Origin of the sequence: Xanthomonas sp. WHRI 7064, assembly GCF_040202355.2 — a bacterium.
Classification (GTDB): domain Bacteria; phylum Pseudomonadota; class Gammaproteobacteria; order Xanthomonadales; family Xanthomonadaceae; genus Xanthomonas; species Xanthomonas arboricola.
In genome coordinates this window covers 1,581,532-1,604,706 of record NZ_CP167821.1, presented here as the reverse complement: position 1 = coordinate 1,604,706, position 23,175 = coordinate 1,581,532, and the positions used below count along the sequence as shown (strand labels likewise).

At 65.8% G+C, this 23,175-nt stretch carries 14 protein-coding genes; 4 read left to right on the top strand and 10 right to left on the bottom strand.

What is annotated here, in order from left to right; translation table 11 throughout:
* Positions 1-212: 212 nt before the first annotated feature.
* Complete coding sequence (locus ABQY74_RS06860) at positions 213-2,294, top strand: 3-hydroxyacyl-CoA dehydrogenase NAD-binding domain-containing protein (RefSeq protein WP_104570631.1); 2,082 nt, start codon at positions 213-215, stop codon at positions 2,292-2,294.
* 170 nt (positions 2,295-2,464) lie between these two features.
* Here ABQY74_RS06860 and ABQY74_RS06855 read toward each other — a convergent pair whose 3' ends face one another.
* The 3 genes from ABQY74_RS06855 to ABQY74_RS06845 all read right to left on the bottom strand — a co-directional run bounded on the left by ABQY74_RS06855 (position 2,465) and on the right by ABQY74_RS06845 (position 7,779).
* A complete protein-coding gene (locus ABQY74_RS06855) occupies positions 2,465-5,317 on the bottom strand; it encodes a TonB-dependent receptor (RefSeq protein WP_349793905.1) in 2,853 nt (950 codons plus the stop codon).
* Between the two features lie 382 nt (positions 5,318-5,699).
* Positions 5,700-7,280, bottom strand: coding sequence for a sulfotransferase (locus ABQY74_RS06850; protein WP_349793907.1), 1,581 nt, complete (start codon positions 7,278-7,280; stop codon positions 5,700-5,702).
* Between the two features lie 40 nt (positions 7,281-7,320).
* Entirely contained in the window at positions 7,321-7,779 is a 459-nt protein-coding gene (locus tag ABQY74_RS06845) for a hypothetical protein (protein ID WP_349793909.1), read from the bottom strand.
* 162 nt (positions 7,780-7,941) lie between these two features.
* Here ABQY74_RS06845 and ABQY74_RS06840 point away from each other — a divergent pair, with 162 nt between their 5' ends.
* Positions 7,942-9,444, top strand: coding sequence for a sulfotransferase (locus ABQY74_RS06840; RefSeq protein ID WP_349793911.1), 1,503 nt, complete (start codon positions 7,942-7,944; stop codon positions 9,442-9,444).
* 23 nt (positions 9,445-9,467) lie between these two features.
* Here the strand turns inward: ABQY74_RS06840 and ABQY74_RS06835 are convergent, their stop codons facing one another.
* The 7 genes from ABQY74_RS06835 to ABQY74_RS06805 form a co-directional block, all read right to left on the bottom strand.
* Entirely contained in the window at positions 9,468-10,751 is a 1,284-nt protein-coding gene (locus tag ABQY74_RS06835) for an aspartyl/asparaginyl beta-hydroxylase domain-containing protein (protein WP_349793913.1), read from the bottom strand.
* A gap of 171 nt (positions 10,752-10,922) precedes the next feature.
* Positions 10,923-11,888, bottom strand: coding sequence for a cation diffusion facilitator family transporter (locus ABQY74_RS06830; RefSeq protein ID WP_245105127.1), 966 nt, complete (start codon positions 11,886-11,888; stop codon positions 10,923-10,925).
* An 875-nt stretch (positions 11,889-12,763) separates the two neighbouring features.
* A complete protein-coding gene (gene mmsB / locus ABQY74_RS06825) occupies positions 12,764-13,666 on the bottom strand; it encodes a 3-hydroxyisobutyrate dehydrogenase (RefSeq protein WP_349793984.1) in 903 nt (300 codons plus the stop codon).
* 158 nt (positions 13,667-13,824) lie between these two features.
* Positions 13,825-15,012: an enoyl-CoA hydratase/isomerase family protein gene (locus ABQY74_RS06820; RefSeq protein ID WP_349793916.1), complete on the bottom strand. Its 1,188-nt coding sequence runs from the start codon at positions 15,010-15,012 to the stop codon at positions 13,825-13,827.
* Positions 14,997-15,794, bottom strand: coding sequence for an enoyl-CoA hydratase (locus tag ABQY74_RS06815; protein ID WP_016903185.1), 798 nt, complete (start codon positions 15,792-15,794; stop codon positions 14,997-14,999). The genes ABQY74_RS06820 and ABQY74_RS06815 overlap by 16 nt, the downstream gene beginning before the upstream one ends.
* Complete coding sequence (locus ABQY74_RS06810) at positions 15,791-16,972, bottom strand: acyl-CoA dehydrogenase family protein (protein WP_349793918.1); 1,182 nt, start codon at positions 16,970-16,972, stop codon at positions 15,791-15,793. The genes ABQY74_RS06815 and ABQY74_RS06810 overlap by 4 nt, the downstream gene beginning before the upstream one ends.
* Before the next feature lie 10 nt (positions 16,973-16,982).
* On the bottom strand, positions 16,983-18,488 hold the full coding sequence (locus ABQY74_RS06805) for a CoA-acylating methylmalonate-semialdehyde dehydrogenase (RefSeq protein ID WP_065031849.1): 1,506 nt from the start codon (positions 18,486-18,488) through the stop codon (positions 16,983-16,985).
* 123 nt (positions 18,489-18,611) lie between these two features.
* Here ABQY74_RS06805 and ABQY74_RS06800 point away from each other — a divergent pair, with 123 nt between their 5' ends.
* Together ABQY74_RS06800 and ABQY74_RS06795 are read left to right on the top strand one after the other, a co-directional pair.
* A complete protein-coding gene (locus ABQY74_RS06800) occupies positions 18,612-19,997 on the top strand; it encodes a short-chain fatty acyl-CoA regulator family protein (RefSeq protein ID WP_349793920.1) in 1,386 nt (461 codons plus the stop codon).
* Between the two features lie 362 nt (positions 19,998-20,359).
* Positions 20,360-23,044 carry a TonB-dependent receptor gene (locus ABQY74_RS06795; RefSeq protein ID WP_349793922.1) on the top strand — a complete coding sequence of 895 codons (2,685 nt, stop codon included), beginning with the start codon at positions 20,360-20,362 and terminating at the stop codon, positions 23,042-23,044.
* The last annotated feature ends 131 nt before the right edge of the window (positions 23,045-23,175 follow it).

The window sequence follows — 23,175 nt, the reverse complement described above, 5'->3', positions numbered from 1 at the left end:
CACCGAAGTCGGGCAATGAGACAACCATTGAAAAGAAAAGTTCATACCGATCCGTGCGATCGTCACGCATCAGACTAGCTGCACCGATGCGCCACTGGCGACGCCTCGCACGAGGCGCGCGCCGCCCTGCCGACAGGTATGGGTATTTGACGTGAAGGAAACAACCTCTGGATGATAACGACCTTTCCTTATATCTCCGGACGGCCAGACGCATGCTTCCAGGTTTCGACGGGCTCCGATTCAGCCATTGGCAGGCCGACCTGCGCGAGGACGGCGTGGTCGTGCTCAGCCTTGATCGCCAAGGCGCACCGGTCAACGCGTTTTCGCAGGAGGTGCTGCTCGAACTGGGCGCGCTGGTCGAACGTCTGGCGCTGGACCCGCCCAGGGGCGTGGTGCTGCGCTCGGGCAAGCCCAACGGCTTCATCGCCGGCGCTGACCTGAAGGAATTTCAGGAGTTCGACCGCAAGGGCACCGTCAACGATGCGATCCATCGCGGCCAGAGCGTCTTTCAGAAGCTGGCCGAACTGCCCTGCCCCACGGTCGCGGCGATCCATGGCTTCTGCATGGGCGGCGGCACCGAGATCGCGCTGGCGTGCCGGTATCGCGTGGCCTCCGACGATGCCAGCACGCGCATCGGCCTGCCGGAAACCAAGCTCGGCATCTTTCCCGGCTGGGGCGGCAGCGCCCGCTTGCCGCGCCTGATCGGTGCGCCGGCGGCGATGGACCTGATGCTGACCGGCCGCACCGTCGCGGCCAAGGCCGCCCGCGCAATGGGCCTGGTCGACAAGGTCGCCGCGCCCGCGGTGCTGGTCGATGTCGCCGCCGCGCTGGCGCTGACCGGCAGCAAACGCCCATTCAAGCAGCGCGTCACCGCGTGGGCCACCAATACCTTGCTCGCGCGCAAGCTGCTGGCGCCACAGATGCGCAAGCAGGTCGCACGCAAGGCGCGCAAGGAGCATTATCCGGCGCCCTACGCCTTGATCAACGTGTGGGAACGGGCCGGCGGCAGCGGCATCCAGGCGCGCCTGGCGGCCGAGCGCAAGGCGGTGGTCAAGCTTGCCAGCACCCCGACCGCACGCAACCTGATCCGCATCTTCTTTCTCACCGAGCGCCTGAAAGCGCTGGGTGGCAAGGATGCCGGCGCTGCGGCGCCGGCTCCGATCCGCCATGTGCATGTGGTCGGCGCCGGCGTGATGGGCGGCGATATCGCGGCCTGGGCGGCGTACAAGGGCTTCGAGGTGACGCTGCAGGATCGCGAGCAGCGCTTCATCGATACGGCGCTGGGCCGCGGCGGCGAGTTGTTCGCCAAGCGCGTCAAGGACGAGGCCAAGCGGCCGGCAGTGGCGGCGCGCCTGCGTGGCGACCTGGCCGGCGCGGGCGTGGCGCAGGCGGACCTGGTGATCGAAGCGATCATCGAGAACCCGCAGGCCAAGCGCGAGCTGTATCAGTCCATCGAGCCGCAGCTCAAGCCTGATGCCTTGCTGACCACCAACACCTCGTCGATTCCGTTGACCGAGCTCCGCGGGCATATCCAGCGCCCGGCGCAGTTTGCCGGCCTGCACTACTTCAATCCGGTATCGATGATGCCGCTGGTGGAAATCGTGCAGCACGACGGGCTGGATCCGGCCAACGTCGCGCGCCTGGCGGCATTCTGCAAGGCGCTGGACAAGTTCCCGGTACCGGTGGCCGGCACGCCGGGCTTCCTGGTCAATCGCGTGCTGTTCCCGTACCTGCTCGAAGCGGCCACCGCCTATGCCGAAGGCGTACCGGGCCCGGTGCTGGACAAGACCGCGGTGAAGTTCGGCATGCCGATGGGGCCGATCGAACTGATCGACACGGTGGGGCTGGACGTTGCCGCCGGCGTGGGCGCGGAGCTCGCCCCGTTCCTGCACCTGCCGATTCCGGCGGCGCTGGCCACCGTGGAGCCGGGCAAGCGCGGCAAGAAGGACGGCCAGGGCCTGTATAAGTGGGAGAACGGGCGCGCGGTCAAGCCCGAGGTCGCCAGCGGCTACGAGGCGCCGGCAGACCTGGAAGATCGCCTGATCCTGCCGCTGCTCAACGAAGCGGTCGCCTGCCTGCACGACGGCGTGGTAGCCGATGCGGACCTGCTCGACGCCGGCGTGATCTTCGGCACCGGCTTTGCCCCGTTCCGCGGCGGCCCGATCCAGCACATCCGCAGTGTCGGCGCCGACGCCTTGCTGGCACGTCTGCAGGCACTGCAGGCGCGCTATGGCGAGCGTTTCGCACCGCGCCCGGGCTGGGAGTCGCCGTTGTTGCGTGAACCGGTAGCGTGAGCCGTCGACGCTGTCTTCGACGTCGATCAGCCACGCAAGCGAGGGGCGATCGGCGACTGAGGTGATCTGCAGGTTGCAGCGCGGCAAGCCATCGACCCACGCTTTCGCAGGCAACAAAGAACAACGGCGAGCCAAGGCTCGCCGTTGTTTTTACCAGCTTGCAACGTGACTCAGAAACGCAGACCCACACTGGTAAAGAAGTAACGACCCGCCTGGTCGTAACCGGCGAGCGAGTTGCCGTTGAAGGTCAGGCTGCCGCCCACCAGCGGCGGCTCCTTGTCGGCGATGTTGTTGATGCCCAAGGTCCAGGTGACGTAATCGCCCAACTGCATCGAACCGGACAGGTCGAAGTAGTTGTATGCCGACACCTTGTTGTCCTGGTTCACCAGGCGTACGTCGGTTGTGCCACGGGTGCCGTCGGTGTTCTGGTAATCCAGCTCACCGATATAGCGCCAGCGCAGACTGACGGTGTAGCGATCGAAGCTGTAGCGCGTGCTCAGCACATGCCGCCATTCGGCACTGTTGCAGGCCACGTTGACCACGCCCGCGCAGTCGTAGGTCACTTCCTGCACACCCGGAACCGGCTCGTACTCCTGCTTGATGGCGTAGCTGCCCATCATCGAGGTGGTCAGGCGCCCGGGGCCGACGCTCCAGGCATACGATGCGGTCAGATCCACGCCCTGGAAATGCAACGAACCAAAATTGTCCTGGGAATTGAGGATCAGACCGGATACGTCCGGATCGCTACCGCGGAACAGATCGCCCGTCGTGGCATTGCGGCGCACGCGGCTGCAGATATCCGCATTACCGGTCACGCCGCATGCGGTGAGGATGTTGGACGAGCCGATGCTGCGGATCGCGTCGTCGATCTTGATGTCGTAGTAATCCACGCTCAGATCGAGCCCCTTGATCGGGCTGGCAGCAAAACCGACGGTCCAGGTGTTGGCCGTTTCCGGCTGCAATGTCGTATTGCCGCCGCCGATTTCGTTGTACTGGCCGGCCGGGTTGGCTGCAACGCGGCCGTATTGCGCTGCCGTCACACCGGTGTTGGCGCACTGGGCCTGGGTGAAGACCGGATTGGCACCAGCACACGGATCGCTACCGCTCCACAGTCCGATCGTATTTTCGTTATACAGCTCGGTCACGTTCGGAGCGCGGATCGCACGGTTCCAGCCCGCGCGCAGGTGGTACTTGCCATCGACGAATGTTGCACCCAGACCGGCCTTGTAGGTACTCACGCCACCGGAGGTGTCGTAGTCCGAATAGCGATAGCCAAGCTGCATGTCGAGGTGATCCAAACTACCGGCCTGCGCCACCAGCGGCACCGCGCCTTCGAGGAACAGTTCCTTGACGCCGATGTCGCCGGACACATTGGAGGTCGGGCCACCCAGGCCGGTGAAGTTGCCGGTCTGCATGTTGCTGTCGGCCACGCGCTTGAAGGTTTCGGTACGGGTCTCGACACCGCCGACCAGACTGATCGGGTTATCGCCGGCCCACGGCAGGCTGTAGCCGAAATTGCCGGTCACATAGGCGTTGAACACGCGCATTGAGGTTTCGTAGTTGACGATACCCACGCCCTGCAACGCCTCTGCCTCTGCTGCGGTGACACTGTCGGTCCACACGCTGTAGGGCACGCAGCCATCGAACGAACCAGGCTGGCAGCCCAGCAATGCATCGCGTACGCGCGTGGTCACGAAGTCGTTCCTGTTTTCCGACTTGGTGGTGCTGCGGTTGTAGGTGAACGAGGCGTCGTACGACCAGTTGTCGTTGATGTCGCCCTGGGCGCCGGTGGTGATGCTGAAACTGTTGGTATCCGAGTCGGTGATGCGCGGGCCGCCTTCGACGTTGCGCTTGGCCACGTAGACGGTGAACTCATCGTCGGTGATGCCCACATCGTTGCACAGGCTACCGATCACCGAGGTGGCGCAGTTGACGTTGAGGTCGGTGAAAAACGCACCCGACGGCGCGATCTGGGTCGAACTCTTGCGGTTGACGAACAAGGTTTCGAGATAGGGCTTGAAGTGCTCGTTGACCTCGTACTTGATGTTGGTGCCGGCAGTGTAGCGCGTGTCCGGACGCTGGTAGTAATTCAACGGCGCGAAGTTGTAGAGATTCGGGGATGCGACCTGCGACCAGGTGCCGCCGGCTGAAGGCTGCACGTAGAACGCGCCAGCCGACGGAGCGACGACATAGAAGTTGGCCGGATCTGCGGTGGCAGAGCCGCCGCACGCGGTGCCGCGGTTGCTCAATGCGCATGCGGAGTAATCGCGCTGGCCCTGCAGCAGTGGATCGTTCTCGCGCCAGGTGGCCCATGCGGTGGCATGCCCCGCCTCACCGAAGCTGCCGCCGATGGCCAGGTCCACATTGCGCGAGATGCCGTCGAAACCGGAGTTTCCAGTCGGATAATCGTAACCGGCGTCGTCCATCAGGCCGCGCATCAAGGTGTTGCCGTTGTCGTGCTGGTAGGCGTTGTAGCCCATGTCGACACTGACACCTTCGAACTCGTCGTCGAGCACGAAATTGACCACGCCGGCGACGGCATCGGAGCCGTACACCGCCGAGGCGCCGCCGGTCAGGATGTCCACGCGGCGCACCAGCGCTGCCGGAATGATGCTGATGTCCGGACTCTCGCCGATACCCTTGGGAATGCGCCTGCCGTTGACCAGGGTCAAGGTGCGCTGCGCGCCCAATCCACGCAGATCGACGGTCGCATACCCCTGCGAGCCATTGTTGGCGAAGTTGTCGAAGCTCGCCGAGAGCTGCGGGTACTGGTTGATCAGATCTTCGACCTTGGTCGAGCCGGTGTATTGGAATTCTTCCTTGTTGATCTCTGCCACCGGACTGGAGGCAGTCATCGTCTGGCTCTTGATGCGCGTACCGGTGACACTGATCGCGTCCAGGCTCTTGAGTTCCGTCGAGGGCTGCTCCTGCGCGCTCACGGTTCCCGACAGGGCTAACGCCGCAGCGCCAACCGTGAGCGATACCCGGATGGCGTCGCGCAGCTTGGTGGTCTTCAATCTCATCTCTCTCTCCGAGAAGTTCGAACGGGTAAGCGCAACGCACTGCATCGGCATCTGAGGCAATGCCGGCACGTGCTGCGACGTCGTTGGCAAGCGCATCAAACTGCGCTTCCACACTGGCTAACGGCCGGACGAAAGAGCGCCCGAAAAAACGTTGCCAACCCGATGTTAAGACCACGTTGACGAGAATTAAAGCGCCATTCAGAAATGCTCCGAATCGGTGCGGCGAATCCCCAAAAGAGTGCGGATGTCACGGAAAAAGCGGCCCTCTGGGGCTCTTTTCTCTCGTGGAGCCCGATTCCGCCTTGTTCGTTCGTTCGTTCGTCGGTCGCGAGCCAACCGCTCGCTCAGTTGCAAGAACTATTGGTCGGCCAGCGAGAAACTCTTACAACGCTTCGACGCCGGGCACGATCACGCCAGCTGCCTGAAGTCGCGTCAACACTGGCAGCAGTCCGTCCAGATGACGCCGAGAGCTATGCACCGAGCGTTGGTGGACATCGCCACGCACCTGCGCCGCGCTCGCAGTCACGAACGGCACATGCTCCAGTTCGGTGATGGTGTCACTGCGCGCCAGCCCGCACCAGCTCAGCACCCGCGTGATCTGTTGGTCGGTGTCGCGCACCAACTCTTCGTAGTGCACGTCGAGAATGCTACCGGGCAGCACCGCATGCCAGTGCCGCATGGTCTGCTGATAGGCCAGGTAATAATCCGCGAGCTCATCGAGCGCATACGAGAATGGATAGGCGTTGTAGAACAAGGTCTTGTACATCGCATAACAGGTGTCCAGCGGATCGCGCACCAGATGGATGATGCGTGCGCGTGGCAGCGCGGCGGCAATCATGCCGCAATACAGGTAATTGACCGGCATCTTGTCGATGAACACCGGATGGTCGTGCACCAGCTCACGGGCACCGCGCAGATACTCCTGCCCAAGCGCCGCGAAATCGATCTGCAGCGATGCCTGGGCGGCGGTCAGTTCGGGATTGGTCGACAGTACGCCGGAGGTCGCACTGCCGAGCAACGCACCGAAATCCATCAGCTCCCCGGCCGAGCGTGCACCGCCGCGCTGGATCAGCAGGCGCTCCAGCAAAGTGGTGCCGGAGCGTGGCAAACCGACGATGAAGATCGCCCCCTCACCCGCATGACCGGGCTGCAGTGCGAAGGCAGCCGGGTCGTACGCCTCGCGCACCTGGGCGATATGCGCACACTCGGCAGCAACGTCATACTGCAGAGTCTTGCGCTTGCAGACCGCTGCTGCGGTCAATGTCTCGAACGACTCCGCATGCTGGCCCAGGTCCTCCAGCTCCTTGCTCAGGGCGTATAGGCCGGCCGCTCGGGCGGATGGTTCCGATAGCGTGGTCAAGCGGTGACGCAGATCGTCCAGGTGGTTGTGCTGCCCGGTCTGACGCCGCAGCGTGGCGCGCAGGTACAGGGCATCGCCCGTGCCGGGTGCCAGTTGCAATAGCCGCTCCAGGGTGCGCTCAGCCGCATCGAATTCGCCACCAAAGAACTGCATGGTGGCGAGGTCGTACAGCAAGCCGGGCTGTTCTCCCAGCAATGTCATCGCATGCCGATACGCATCACGGGCGGCCGCCACCTCGTGGCAGCCGCTGTACAGCGCGCCGATCCGCCACCATGCAGCGCCGTCGGCGGCGGCCAGCGCCTGTGCCTGGCCGGCGACGAGCCGGGCCTCGCGGCGACGACGCAGCTGCAGCAGCAAACTGGCGTGTTTGATCAATAGCGGGAGCGGTGACGTTGCAACCGCCGCAGCCTGTGCGATGCGGTCGGCTGCGGCCTGCGGATCGCCGTTGGCCAACCGGGCTTCGCTGGCAAGCTCCAGCAGATGCGCATTGCCTGGCTGCTCTGCGCAGGCGCGGTCGGCGAACACAGCTGCCTCGGCATAACGTTCCTGACGCAGCAGTTGATACCCGTTGTGCAACAGGGCGCGTAGCGGTCTCTCAGTCATCCATTCTCTTCTGTCTGTTGCGATGCCGTCGGTGGCCTGGCTAGTCGATGCGGCGGGCACGTAGTGCCACACCGGCAGCGGTCACCAACATGTAGCTTCCCATTGCGGCCTTGCGGATCACCACGACCTCGCCCTCGGCCAGCGGCCCGCGGCTGGTCGCTTCTGTCAGCGCCCAGCGCTGGCGACTGTCCAGCGACACGATACGCGTGCCGTCTGGCTGATACGCCACTGCAAGCACCTTCGCGGTGAGTTGCGCAGGTGCTGACTGCTGCGCACCTGTCGCTGCCGAGGCCTGTTGGCTGCTGCGGCCGAATGCCCTGACTCCCCTGTCCGCCTCCGCCGCCCGCACCGCCTGCGTTGGCGGAAAGCTGGCGTCATAGCAGGCCAGCCGCGACAAGGGATCGAGTACTGCGGCGCAGCGATGCGTCGGCACGTCCTGCGCCGATGCCGCCCAGGCGCAGCTCAACACCGTCAGCCCCCACACCACTCGCTTGTGCATGCGCGCATCTTCACTCGTCGATTGCAGCAGAGCATACAAGGCAAGCGGCGAACGCAGGAAAGACCGCTCATCACCGTCCGGCCGCGGGGCGATTGAACGCACCGCTGGCGCCGCCTAAGCTGCAGGTCTCCCGCCCGCTGCAAGAATGCCTGGAATAACGCCTTGGACCCGTCCTTGCAGCACGCCGCACGCTTACTGCAACAAGGCCATCTGGCGCAGGCAATTGTCGCCTATCGCCACATCCTGCAGACGCAGCCCCGCTGCGCCGATGCCTGGTACAACCTGGGATATCTGCTGCGCCAGACCGGCGAGGCATCCGCCGCACTGGACGCTTATGCGCAGGCATTGCAGTGCGGTGCCGCGCTGCCGGAGCAAATCCATCTCAATCGCGCCGCGTTGCTGAGCGACCATCTACATCAGGAGGCGGCAGCGCTGAAGGAACTTGATCTGGCACTGCAGTGCCGGCCGGACTACGCCCCTGCCTTGCTCAATCTGGGCAACCTGCAGGAGGAGCTGGGCGCACGCGACCAGGCGGTCGCCGCCTATCGCCGGCTGCTCGCCAGTCCTCCTGTCGATGCCCAGACACGGGCGTTGCAGCTGCAAGCCACCGCACGCCTGCTGCACCTGGATCCTCCCACGCATGCGCAGGACATACGCTTGCTCGCACTTGCGCAGGCAGGCTCGGTCGCGGGACAGGATCCTGCGTTGACGGCCACGCTGCTGCATGCACTGGCCCATGCCTACGACCGCCTCGGCCTGCACAGCCAGGCATTCGATGCGGCCAGTGCCGCCAACCGGCATGGCCATGCACAGGCGCGGCGCTACGACCCGATCCGCACACAACAGCACTTCGACGGCATCGCTGCGGTATTTGCCGATGCAAGCGACGCGCGCCAGCCACCGCCCATGGCCGCTGTCGACGACGCGGTACCGCCACTGTTTATCTGCGGCATGTTCCGCTCCGGCTCCACCTTGATCGAACAGGCCTTGTCGCGCCACTCGTGCATTGCCGCTGGGGGCGAACTGGATGCATTGCCGCGACTGGTTGCACAGTCGCTGTCGCCGTTCCCGCAAGCCGCGCAGCATCTGTCCTCGCACACGTTGACACAGCTGGCCGCGGCCTATCGTCAACGCGTGTCTGCGGCCGTTCCCCAGCATGCGCAACTGCGCTACATCACCGACAAGCGCCCCGACAACTTTCAACTGATCGGGCTGATCAAGCAGCTGTTTCCTGCGGCCAGGGTCGTGCACACACGTCGTCACCCGCTGGACAACGGGCTGTCGATCTTCATGCAGCAGCTCAATCCACAACGCTTTGACTATGCGGGCCGGCTGGAGGACATCGGGCATTTCTATGCTGCCTACCAGCGACTGATGGCGCATTGGCTGTCGCTGTACCCGGACAGCATCCATACCTTCGACTATGACGCCTTTGTCGCCGCGCCGGAACGCAGCCTGCGTGCACTGCTGGACTTTTTGCAGTTGCCCTGGGAACCGGATTGCCTGGATTTCCACAAGGCACCTGGAGCCGTCAGAACAGCCAGCTACTGGCAGGTGCGCCAGCCCCTGCATGGCGATGCGTCCGGACGCTGGAAGCCCTACGCGACCCAGCTCGCTCCGCTGCGCGCCACACTTGCCCGGTTCGGCATCACACCTGCGGACTGAACCGGCCGACTACCGGCACCACCTCATCCCGCACGGTGGCGCGCGATCGCCGTCTCCATGGCATTGACCATCTGCCGCTCATCCTGGCTCAGCAGCGGGTTCCAGACATCGAAGATCAGCACCGCACGCAGCTGCGCGCTCGCGTTGCGCGCCTCATGTTCGATCGAGTCGTCAAACACCAGCACCTTGCCGACCTCCCACTGCCGCCAGTCGTAACCGACCCGGAAGCTGCAGCCCTCGGGCACGATCAATGGAAGATGCGCCACCAGACGTGCGTTGGTCTCACCATGGTGCGGCGGAATGACCGTCTGCGGCGCAAGCACCGAAAACATCGCGTTGGGGCACACGCCGTCGATCTGCGCCGCATCGACCAATGCCAACGCGGCGGCGGTTGCCGGGCACTGCCGCAGATGTTCATCCACCGGCTGTCCATGTGCCCACAACGGATAGGAACTCCATGCCGGCGAATGGTTGAGCTCCTTCCACTGATTGACCGGCTGGTCCGGCGCGTAGGCGATGTAGGGCGCAAAGCCGCCCTTGTCCTCGTGCATGACGGCGCGCAGTTCCTGCGCGATCGCCGCGGTCTGACGCTGTACTGCAGCGATCCAGGGAAACGCGTCCGGCGGGTGAAACGGCAGGGCTGGCAGTCGCGGGATGTACAAGCGGTTGGACTGGGAATGGAACGGGCGACTGCGCCCGCATGCGATCGCGGCCGCTTCCGCCCAGCGTCCTGCGAGCGCGGCGTCCACCGCGATGCCAGGAGCATCCAGGACGGCGCGCAATTGCGCTTCCAGCTCAAGCGTGTCCTGCTCCACTGCCTGCCTGGCCAGGGCCAGCTTGCGACGCAACACCGCCGGCCACTGCGGCTCCGGCGGCGCGATCTTCAGCGCATCGCGATAGACACCGGCGGCGGCGCGCGGACGCCCGCGTGCCTGCAGAAATGCGGCCTTTGCCAGCAGCCCGGGCAGGAAGTACGCATCCAGCGCCAGCGCCGCGCTGATGGCCTGCCATTCGCCCTCCACGTCGCCTTGCGCCTGTTTCACCACCGCAATGGTCAGCACAATCATCGGATCGCCCGGGCTGCTTGCGCGTGCGCCTGCCAGGCACTCCAGCGCCGCCGTTGCATCGCCACGCTGGTAGGCATGCACGCCCAGGCTGTACAAGGCCTGCGGGTGCGTCGGCGCCAACTGGCGCACCTGTGTCCACAATTGCTCGGCCTGTTGCCATTGCCCGGCCGATGCTGCCGCGCCCGCCTCGGCGATCAGCGCGGCGATGCGTTCGTTGCGTTGTTCGATCTGTACCGCCATCGCGCCGCCGGCCTCGCAGTCTTCCCCGGCTCGATCATACGACCTGGGCGGCAGCGAGGAAGCAGGACGGCTCTTCCCTCGATCGGACAGGCTGGCCTGACTGGGTCCTGCTCCAGGCAACGCCATGCCACCGCCAGTTGGGGAACAAGCCCACTGGCGGCGTGGTCCGCGTCAGTGCGAGTGGCCGCCGTGCGAATGCGCGTGACCACGATGATCGTCATGCGCGGAGCCTTGCCCGACCGGCGCCGCACCACACGGCTCGGTGCCGCAGTCGCCGCTCTCCACCTGCAAGGTAACGTGGGTGATCTCGAAACGCGCGTGCAGCAGCTCGGCGAGGGCGTCGCGCAGGCGGTCGCGGTCGGTGGTTTCACTGACCACCACGTGTGCGGTGAGCGCGGGCGTGCTGGAGGCCAGTGCCCAGACGTGCAGGTCGTGCACGTCTTCGACGCCGGGGTAGCTGGTCAGCGCCTGCTGCACCTGCGGCAGATCGATGCCTTTGGGCACGCCTTCCAGCAGCACGTTGATCGCCTCGCGCAGCAGCACCCAGGTGCGCGGCAGCACCCACAGGCCGATCAGCACGGCCAGCACCGGGTCGATCCACTGCCAGCCGGTCCAGCGGATCAGCAACGCGCCGATGATTACCGCCACCGAGCCAAGCATGTCGCTCCAGACCTCGAGATAGGCACCCTTGACGTTGAGGCTCTCGCCGCTGCCGGCGTGCAGCAGCTTCATGGCGATCAGATTGATCACCAGGCCAAAACCGGCGATCAGCAGCATGCCGCTGGAGGAAATATCCTGCGGTGCGCGGAAGCGCTGCGCGGCCTCCCAGAGAATGTAGGCGCCGACTGCGAACAACAGCGCGCCGTTCGCCAGCGCGCCGAGCGCTTCCAGTCGCACGTAACCATACGTGCGGCGCGCATCGGCAGGACGACGGCTCAGGCGCACGGCAAGCAGGGCGATCATCAGGCCGACGGTGTCGGTGGCCATATGTGCGGCGTCGGACAGCAGCGCCAGGCTGTTGGTGATGAACGCACCGATGACTTCCGCCAACAGGAACGTGGCGGTCAGTCCCAGCGCCCACCATAGCGGTGTCTCGTGGCGGATGTCGCTGGGTGCGTGGTTGTGGTCGTGTCCCATGGATGCGGTGGCCTCGTGCAATGCGCGCACCTTAGGCGCACGCGATGGCGGAGACTATTACACCCGGGCGTGATGACATCACATCACGCGAGCGCGGCGTTGCACCTTGTTGCCCAGGCCCGGTAGCGACTTGGAGCGGCCAACAGAACCTCTCAAACGCCGCAGCGATGGCGGCAATGCGTCGGCCACCCGCGCTTTCGTTAGTGGGTGGAGTGATGTCGTATTGGCAGTGACGTTGCTCGGATAGAAAGAAGTTGATCAGACCGCACCTCGTCGGACGGCTGCGCTGCATGCACTGCCTGACCCCCCTGCTTGCAACCATGCGTACCGACCATCGTGACTGGTCCTTGCCCACCCACCGTCGCGGGACCTTACGCGGCATGGATGCCACGTAAGAGCCTACACGGACGTACTTGCGGCATGTCCTGCGATGGTGGGCGGGCAAGGGCCCTGCAGCAAAACCACAGCGTCGAGTGCGCGATGCCCTCACCGCTTGCGGGACACGCCGTGAACCCGTCCCTGGGGGCTCGGTGGCGGCATCCATGCCGCCACACGGTCCCGCAACCGGCGAGGACCCCGCACCAGACAGTTTGCTGGCTGTCTTACTGAAAACCATGCACACCGCTCAACTCGACAGGTCCTTGCCCGCCCACCGTCGCGGGACCTTACGCGGCATGGATGCCGCGTAAGAGCCTACACGGACGTACTTGCGGCGTGTCCTGCGAGGGTGGGCGGGCAAGGGCCCTGCAGCCAAGTCGCAGATCATTCACTCTACCGCCGATGCCCCCAGTTCGATCAACTCTCCAGACGGAGACGAATCACCACTCCAGCCGCACCTACTTGACGGTGGGCGCAGACGCTTTTGCTAGCCGCTCTCAAACCTTGGCCACCAGCTTGATCACACTGGAGAAATCCAGCGCACCGTTGCCGGCCTGGCTGTTCATCGCGTACAGATTGCGCGCCAGCTCGCCGAGCGGAATCGACACGCCCGCCTGCACTGCGGATTCGGCGACCAGCCCCAGGTCCTTGAGCATCAGATCGTTGCCGAAGCCGCCGCTGTAATCGCGCGATGCCGGCGCGTTGGGTAACACGCCCGGCCACGGATTGCACACTTCGGTGGCCCAGCTGCGCCCGGTGCTGACCGCCATCATCTGCGACAGCACCGCCGGGTCCAGCCCCTGCGCAACACCGAGCGCCAGCGCCTCGCCGGTGGCGGCCATGATCACGCCCAGCGCCATGTTGTTGCACAGTTTGGCGACCTGGCCGGCGCCGTTGTCGCCGACGTGGAAGATGTTCTTGCCCATTGCCTGCAACACCGGCCGCGCACGCTCCAATACCTGCGCGGCGCCGCCGACGATAAACGTCAGGCTGCCTGCCGCCGCACCCGCCGTGCCGCCGGAGACCGGCGCATCCAGCACCGCCAGGCCACGCGCCTGCGCCTCGGCGGCGAGCTTGCGTGCGCTGGCGGGTGCGATGGTGCTGCAGTCGATCACCAGGGCGCCTTCGGGAATCTGCGCCAGAATCCCGGCCTCGCCCAGGTACAGCGCTTCGACATGGCGGCTGGCCGGCAGCATCGAGATCACGATCTCGGCGTCGGCCAGGGTGTCGTGTGCGGAGCTGGCGGCATGCGCGCCGGCAGCGACTGCCGCATCCAGCGCAGCCGGCACCAGATCGAACACCCGCAGCTGGTGCCCGGCCTTGCTCAGGTTGGCGGCCATCGGCCCGCCCATATTGCCCAGGCCGATAAAAGCGATCTTGCTCATGGTGTGGTTTTCCAGGGTTGGGCGGCCATCACCGACTGGCGCGGCCGTTGAATGGTGTGCCCGGCCGCAGCGCAGTGCGGCAAACGGGCGCAGTGGCGTCCCTCGGTCCTGCACTGCAGATGCGGCTCATTGTCCGCATCCGCCAAGACCGTTCGCAGCGGCGTGTCAGCGACTCAACCTGCACCAAGATCGGCAAGCGGATGCCGTGCAGGCGGCCAGGGCGATTGCAGGAATGCCGCCGCCCATTGCGCATCGGCCTGCTCGAGCGCGGCAGGCTGCCACTGCGGCGTGCGGTCCTTGTCGATCAACAGCGCGCGAATGCCTTCGGCGAAGTCTCCATGCACGGCGGCATGCAGCGCCACCACGTACTCGGTGCGAAAGGTGTCGGCCAGCGTGCCGGTGCCCGGGTGACGTTGCAGCTCCCACGCCAAGCGTGCCGAGCCGGGGGCGCCGGCCGCCAGCGTTGCACGCGCGGCCTGCAGCCAGGCATCTTCGCTTTGCAGTGCCAGGATTGCGGCGACCACTTCCTGCAGCGTCTGGCCTGCCACCAATTGCGCGATCAGCGCCGCATGCACCTGCAACGGACCCGGCTCCAGCGGTTGCGCAATCCCGTGCAGGAACGCGCCGAGCTGGGCGCGATCCTCGCTGGCATCGCCTGTCCAGGCATGCGCGTCCAGGGCGTCCAGCACTGCCGCGTATTGCGCATGCTCCAGGCGCACATCCGCAAGCCCGGCATAGATGGCATCGCTGGCATCCAGCGGCGCGCCGGTCAGTGCCAGAAACAATCCGGCGCCTTGCGGCACGCGGCGCAACAACCAGCTGCCACCCACGTCGGGAAACAGGCCGACACTGATCTCCGGCATCGCCAGCCGCGAGCGCTCGGTGACCACGCGATGGCTGGCGCCGGACATCAAGCCGATACCGCCGCCCATGACGATGCCGTGGCCCCAGCACAGCAGCGGCTTCGGGTAGGTGTGGATGCGATGGTCGAGCCGATATTCCTCTTCGAAGAACGCAGCGGCGTGCGCATTGCCCTGCGGTTGCGCGCGACGTTGCTGCGCATCCGGCACCGCCTCGCGATGCGCGCGCATGCTCTGGTACAGACCATGCAGATCGCCACCCGCGCAGAACGCCTTCTCGCCGGCACCACGCAGCACCACGCAGGCAATCCGCGTATCGTCGGCCCAGACGCGCAGCTGTGCATCCAGCAGGCGCGTCATCTGCAGGGACAGGCCGTTGAGCGTCCTGGGCGCATTCAAGGTGGCGATGCCGATGCGATGCCTGTCGGCGCAATCGCGTTGTTCGAACAGCACCGGGGCTTGGTCGGGTGGGCTCACATCCAGCATCAGCCATTGCTCCATTGCGGCGCGCGCTTCTCGAGAAAGGCCGCCACTCCCTCGGCCTGATCGGCCTGCTCGAACAGGTCGACGAAGGCTTCGCGCTCTGCCACCAGCGCGGCGGCATGCGTGCCGTGGCGGGTGGACTGCACCAGGCGCTTGCACGCCGCAACGCTGGCCGGACTCTGCTTGCCGGCGCGCTGTGCCCAGGCGATGGCCAGCGCGCGCGACTCGCCCGTGCCCACCACCTCTTCCACCAGGCCGATGCGGTGCGCGGTGGCGGCATCCAGACGCTCACCGAGCAGGATCATGCGCTTGGCCCAGCCCTCGCCGACCAGGCGCGGCAGGTTCTGGGTGCCGCCGGCGCACGGCAACAAGCCGACGCTGGCTTCCGGCAAGGCCAGCTGTGCGTGTTGCTCAGCAATGCGCAGGTCGCAGGCCAGCGCGCACTCCAGGCCACCGCCCATCGCATAGCCGTTGATGGCAGCAATCGACACGCCGCGAAACGCGCTCAAGGCCTCGAAGGCTTCGCCGAAGCGCCGCGCTGCCTCCCGTGCAGCAGCCTTGTCGCCATCGGCAAACTGCTTGAGATCGGCGCCGGCACTGAAGAACTTCTCGCCGTCGCCAGTGATCACGAGGGCGTAGATGCTGCGGTCCGCATCCAGCGCGCGGACCAGATCGCGCAAGGCTGCAAGGCTGTGCACGGTCCAGGTGTTGGCCGGCGGATTGCGCAAGGTGACGATGGCGACATGGCCGTCGCGTTCGACATGTAAACCGGTATGCGTGCGTGTTGCCCAATCGCTCATCGCAATTCCTCCTCGCCGTTGAGCAGGTGGCGCGCAATGATCATGCGCATCACCTCGTTGGTGCCTTCCAGGATGCGGTGCACGCGGCTGTCGCGCAGGAGGCGCTCGATCGGATATTCGCGGATATAGCCGTAGCCGCCGTGGATCTGCAAGGCATCGTCGCAGATCGCAAAGCCGGCGTCGGTGGCGAAGCGCTTGGCCATCGCGCACCACACGGTGGCATCGTGGCTGCCGGCATCGAGCTTGCGCGCAGCGGTGTGCACCATCTGCCGCGCGGCCACCAGTTGCGTGGCCATGTCGGCCAGTTTGAACTGCAGCGCCTGGAAATCGGCCAGCTTCTTGCCGAACTGACGGCGCTCGCCCATGTAGCGGCGGGCGGCGTCCAGCGCGCCTTGCGCCGCTCCCAACGAACAGGCGGCGATATTGATGCGGCCGCCGTCCAGCGCCCTCATCGCCATCTTGAAACCTTCGCCTTCCTTGCCCAGCAGATTGCCGGCCGGAATACGCACGTTCTCGAAGCTCACCCCGCGGGTGGGCTGGCTGTTCCAGCCCATTTTCTCTTCCTTGCGGCCGTAGCTGATGCCGGGCGCATCGGCGGGCACCACGAAGGCGCTGATGCCGCGCGCGCCGTCGTCGCCGGTGCGGGCCATCACCACCAGCACATCGGTGGCGCCCGCGCCGGAAATGAAGGCCTTGCTGCCGTTGAGCACGTAGCTGTCGCCGTCGCGCTGTGCACGCGTCTTGAGCGAGGCCGCGTCCGAGCCGGCACCCGGCTCGGTGAGGCAGTACGAACCCAGCTTGGCGCCGCTGGTCATCGCCTCGCCCCACTGCGCGCGCACTGCGTCATTGCCGTAGCTGGCGATCAACCAGGTGGCCATGTTGTGGATGCTGATGAACGCCGAGGTGGATGGATCGACCGTGGCCAGTTCCTCGAACACCACCGCGGCATCGAGCCGGCGCATGCCCAGGCCGCCCACGCACTCATCGGTGTACAGGCCGCAAAACCCCAGCTCGGCCGCCTTGGCAATCGCCTCGCGCGGGAAGTGGCTTTCCGCATCCCACTGCGCGGCGTGCGGCGCGAGTTCCTTGTCGGCAAAGTCGCGCGCGGCAGCGCGGAAGGCTTCCTGCTCGTCATTCAAATCGGCCGTATTGGCGTGTAGCTGGATGGCTGCATTCATGGCGATCGTGTCACTTGAGGGAAATGGTGGTGTTGACGCCGTGGCCCAGCGTTTCGTCGTCGAACCAGCGCGCGGTCACGGTCTTGGTCTGGGTGTAGAACATCACCACCTGCTTGCCGTACGGGCCCAGGTCGCCGAGCTTGGAGGCACGCGACCCGGTAAACGAGAACAGCGGCACCGGCACCGGGATCGGCACGTTGATGCCGACCTGGCCCACGTCGATGTCTTCCTGAAAACGCCGCGCCGCCGCGCCGGACTGGGTGAACAAGGCGGTGCCATTGCCATTGGGGTTGGCATTGACCAGGGCGATGGCCTCGTCCAGCGTGGCCGCCTCCAGGATCACCAGCACCGGACCGAAGATTTCCTCGTCGTAGATGCGCATGCCCGGCCTCACGCCGGAGAAGATCGTCGGGCCGACGAAGTTGCCCTGCTCGAAGCCCGGCACGCTGGGCGCGCGCCCATCCAGTTCCAGTGTGGCGCCCTGTTCGACACCGGAGGCGATCAAGCCTTCCACACGCTCGCGCGCCGCGCAGGAGATCAGCGGCCCGACCTCGGTGCCCGGCGCATTGCCCGCGCCAAGGGTCAGGCCCCTGGCCTTGGCCACCAGCGCCGGAATCCATTGCCGCGCCTCGCCCACCAGCACCAGCGTGGATGCCGCCATGCAGCGCTGGCCGGCCGCACCGAAGGCGGCGCCGACCATCGCATTGAGCGTCTGTTCCTGATTGGCGTCCGGCAGCACCACGGCATGATTTTTCGCACCCATCATGCATTGCACGCGCTTGCCGGCCAGCGAGGCGCGCCGATAGACGTGCGTGCCGACCCTGGTCGACCCGACAAACGACAGCGCCTTGATGTCCGGGTGGTCGCACAACGCGTTGACCACGTCTTCGCCGCCGTGCACGACATTGAGCACGCCCTTGGGAATGCCCGCCTCCAGCGCAAGTTCCACCAGCCGCATGGTCACCATCGGGTCCTGCTCGGACGGCTTGAGCACGAAGGTGTTGCCGGTGGCGATGGCCATCGGAAACATCCACAACGGAATCATCGCCGGGAAGTTGAACGGGGTGATGCCCGCGCACACGCCCAGCGGCTGCAGCAGGCTATAGGTGTCCACGCCGTTGGCGACGTTGTTGGCCAGCTCGCCCAACTGCAGGTTGCCGATCGCCGCGGCGTGTTCCACCACTTCCAGCCCGCGGAACACATCGCCTTCGGCATCGGCCAGGGTCTTGCCCTGCTCGGCGCTGAGCAGCGCGGCCAGCTCGGGCATGTGCTCGCGGATCAGCTGCTGGTATTTGAGGAAGATGCGCGCACGCGTGCCGATCGGGGTCTTGCGCCAGCTCACGAAGGCCTGGCTGGCCGCCGCCACCGCCGCGGCCACTTCGCCGGTGGTGGCGAACGGCACCTGTGCCAGCACCGACTGATCGGCCGGGTTGACCACGTCCTGCCAATGGGTGCTGGCGGAGGTGACGAACTGGCCGTCGATCAACAGGGAAACGCGCGGGACGGAATCACTCATTGCAGGGTCGCTCGCAGAAGGTCGCTACGGATGCTTCGCATTGTTCGCACCAGGACCTGGCATTCCCAGCCCGAGACTGCTTAATCGCGCTAAGCTGCCGCCACTATTTTGCGAATCTTGCAAATGCCCCAGTCGCCCCTTCCGCTCCGCCACCAGCTCGGCCTGCGCCTGCAGCGGCTGCGTCAGCGCCACGGCCTGACCCAGGCGGAGCTGGCGCGCCGGCTCGGGCTGTCGCCGAGCTACCTCAACCAGATCGAGCGCAACCAGCGCCCCCTGACCCTGGCAATCCAGCAGCGGCTCAAGGCCGCGCTGGGCGACCTGGACGGCCTGCTCGACCTGGACGACCCGGCCGCGCTGGTCGAGCCGCTGGACGAATCACTGCGCAGCCTGGGCCACAGCCTCTCGGCCGCAGAGCTGCGCGTGCTCACCGGCAACCTGCCGCAGGTGGCCCAGGCGCTGCTGGACCTGCACCGCGCTCACCAGCACCTGCTCGAGCGCACCGCCGCACTGGAAATACAGATCGGCGCCGACCATGCCGCACTGCCCTCGCTGTCGCCGGGCGAGCAGGTGCGCGATTACTTCAACCGCGCGCACAACTATCTGCCGGAACTGGATGAGCGCGCCGAAGCGCTGTATGCCGAACTCGGCCTGACCTCGGACAACCTGCCGCTGCGGCTGCGCCAACGCCTGGCCGATCGCCACGGCCTGCTGGTGCAGGATGCGCCCGAGCTGCACAGCGACAAGCGCAGCGTGGACACGCAGGCGCGCGTGCTGTGGCTGCCCGCGCATCTGCGCCCTGGCCAGCAGGCCTTCCAGATGGCCGCGCAACTGGCGTTGCTGGAATGCGCGCCCTTGCTCGACGCACGCATCGCCGATGCCGGCTTCGAAGATGCCGAGCGTATCGCGTTGTCGCGGATCGGGCTGTCGAACTATTTTGCCGGCGCGCTGGTGATGCCGTATGGCCAATTCCTGCGCAGCGCCCAGCGCTCGCGCTACGACATCGAATGGCTGGCCGATCGCTTCGGCGTCGGCTTCGAGGCGGTCTGCCACCGGCTCAGCACCTTGCAGCGGCGCGGCGCGGCTGGGCTGCCGATCTTCTTCATGCGGGTCGATCGTGCCGGCAACGTGTCCAAGCGCCACTCGGCCACCGACTTCCACTTCTCTCATGTCGGTGGCGCCTGCCCGCTGTGGATTGTCTACGAGGCCTTCAACCAGCCCGACCGCATCCTGACCCAGATCGCGCGCATGCCCGATGGCCGGCGCTACTTCTGGCTGGCGCGCCAGGTCAGCAGCGGCGCGCCGGGCTATGGCCGCCCGCGCAAGACCTTTGCGTTGGCGATGGGCTGTGACCTGCGCCATGCCGATCAACTGGTGTATGCGCGCGGCTGGGATCTGGACGCGGTGGACGATGCGGTGCCGATCGGCCCCGGATGCCTGACCTGCGAACGCAACGACTGCGTGCAGCGCGCCTTTCCGGCGTTGCCCCGGTTATCTGCCCACGCGCGTTAGTCCGAGACCCGGTTCCGTCGCGTCGACCAAGCAACCTTGGTTGCCGGTACAGGCAACTCACTCCGCAACTGTGACCAGGCAGGCGCTACCGCTGCACTGCAGCATTCCAACGCGAGATAGCTCACGCAAAATGCTTCATTGGAATGGAATGGCTTGCGCTTCTACCCTGAAGCGGACACATGCAGGACAGGGGGACGTCAAGGCGATCGACCATCGTCGCAGCGTCACGCAAACGATCGATCAGCTCCACACCGCAACAACCGCCATGCCCGCGTTGGACACGCCAACGCGCAGCCGCGCCACAGCGCCGCACCAGCGGCTACTAGTCCATTCGGTAACTTTGTCCTGGGAGGGATCAAACGATGCCCGTTCACCACACCGGCCACCTGGCCAGCCGGCGCCTGCGCCGCACGCCCGTGCGCGACGTCCTCTGCACCACCATCGCCTGCGTGCTGGCCACCGCGTTCAGTGCGCAGGCACAGGACAGCGCGCCTGCCGCGCCGCCGGCCACTGACGCCACCACCAGTGCTGCGCCGCCGGTCACGCTCGACAACATCACCGTGATCGGCCAGCGCGCCAGCCTGAACCAGGCGGTGCAGGCCAAGCAGATGTCCGATCACGTCATGGAAGTGATCTCCGCCGACAACATGGGTCAGATGCCCAACGTCACCGTGGCCGAAGCGCTGGTGCGCCTGCCCGGCGTCAACGGCACCCGCGACCGCGGCAACGAGAGCCTGGCCACCGTGCGTGGCCTTGGCCCGCGCATGACCATGGGCACCGTCAACGGGCGCGAAATCGCCTCCTCCGAGCCCAATCGTGCAGTGCGCTGGGAAGTGTTTCCCACCGAGATCGTCTCCACCGTCAAGGTCTACAAGACCCAGTCGGCGGACCTGGTCGCCGGCGGCCTTGCCGCGACGGTGGACATCTCCACCATCAGCCCGCTGGACTACACCGGCCCGGGCTTTGTCGGCACCGCCGGCCCGGTGTTCTACGACCACGCCAAGGACGTGGACGGCTATTCCCCGTGGGGCAGCCGCTTCGGTGCCAGCTGGGTGCACCACATCAACGACAACCTCGCGGTTGCGCTCGGCGCCACCTACCAGAAGCAGAAGAACTCCAACTCCTCGATCGGCAGCTGGGGCTATACCGATGCCACCACCTCGCGCGATGTGGATGGCGACGGCCGCGTGGACCCAACCCCGTTCGGCGCGGCCGACCAGCTCAAGCTCACCGAGCAAACCCGCACCGGTGCGATAGGCACGGTGCAATGGCGCTCGGGCAACTTCGAGTTGAAGTTCGACGGCCTGTATTCGCGTATCGAAATCGACGAGGACCAGTTGCAGAACTGGTTCAACGGCCTGGCCTACAGCACCTTCTCGACCGGCGCTAATCCGTACACCACGCCGGGCTCGTCCTACACCATCGTCGATGGCGACGTGGTGGCCGGCACGCTGGCCAACTCGAACCTGCAGGTCGACCATGTGGTCAGCCACTACAACGAGGTCAAGACGCTCACTGCCGGCGGCCTCAACGCCAAGTGGAGCGGCGATGTGTGGACGCTGGGCAGCGACCTGTCGTTCTCGCAGGCCAAGCGCGACAACACCTGGCAGGCGGTGCGCTTCGGCAGCAACCCGGACACCGTCTCGTTCGATTTCCGCCGCAGCGTCACCCCCACCATCAGCACCAGCTCGGACACGCCCGAGTGGGGCATCGCCGGCCAGACCGAACCGCAGGGGCTGCGCGACAAGATCGCCGCGCTGGCGCTCAACGCCAGCCGCCCGGTCGATGCCGCGGCGTTCACCTCGCTGGAATTCGGCGCACGCGCCGCGCGCCGCGAGAAGCAGAACCGCCGCTTCATCGGCAACCAGTCCGGTTACGACCAGCCGATCTCGGCGTACCAGGGCCTGATCTATCCGGTCACCATGCCGGACTTGAACGTGCCCACGCTGACCGGCGGCAACATGGATGCCATCGCCGAGATCGGCTTCGGCGGATTCGACCCGGCCACGCTCGACGAGCAGTTGCTCGACCACTGGAACGTCAAGGAAGACGTGCGCGAAGCCTTCGCCAAGGCGGTGTTCAGCTCGCAGCTGTTCGGCACCGATGTCACCGGCAATATCGGCGTGCGCCTGGTCAACACCAAGACCACCAGCGACGGCTTCGATTCGGTCGGCACCACCGTGCAGGCCAGCAGCGACAGCAAGGAATACACCGACGTATTGCCCAGTGCCACCGTCAACTTCCTGATCGACGATCAACGCATCCTGCGCTTTGCGGTGGCCAAGGTCATCGCGCGTCCGCCGCTGGACGAGTTGCGCACCGGCCGGCGCCTGGACGATCCCAACGTCACCGTCGGCCAGCTCACCGGCAGCGGCGGCAACCCGCAACTGGATCCGTTCAAGGCCACCCAGGTCGACCTGTCCTACGAGTGGTACTTCCACAAGGAAGCGCTGGCGGCGATTGCGGTGTATCGCAAGGAAGTGGATTCCAGCATCGGCTACCGCACCGACCGTGAGGTGATCAATGGCCTGGATTACCTGGTCAGCGCGCCGTTCAATGGCGGCGGCGGGCATATCAACGGTGTGGAACTCACCTTCCAGACGCCGTTCTACTTCATCCCGCACATGGAAAACTTCGGCGTCTACTCCAACTTCTCGCTGGTCGATTCCAACCTCAAGGAATTCTCGCCGGAAGACAACCCGCTGCCGCTGAGCGGGCTGGCACGCAAGACCGGCACCTTCGACCTGTGGTACAGCAACGGCAGCTTCGAAGCGCGCGTGGGTTACAAGTACCACAGCCCCTACACCGTGGTGTACGGCTGGAATGCGGCGCGGCTGGCACGGTTGCAGAGCGAAGGCACGGTGGATCTGAGCCTGAACTGGCAGTACAGCAAGCAGCTCGGTTTCCGCTTCCAGGCCGGCAACCTCACCAACGAACCGCTGCGCGCCTACACCGACAACAAGCCCAACCGTCTGGCCAATCAGGACGACGGCGGCTATCAGGTGTTCGGCCGTCGCTACTCGCTGGAAGCGACCTACAAGTTCTAAAGCACCGCTGACACCGCTGCTGCACGCCTGCTCCACCACTGCGCACGGTGTGCGCAATCGCCTACGTTACTGACGTTGTGATTGCGCGCACCGCCCGCACGACGGCACCGCCGCATGCGGCAGGCTGTCAC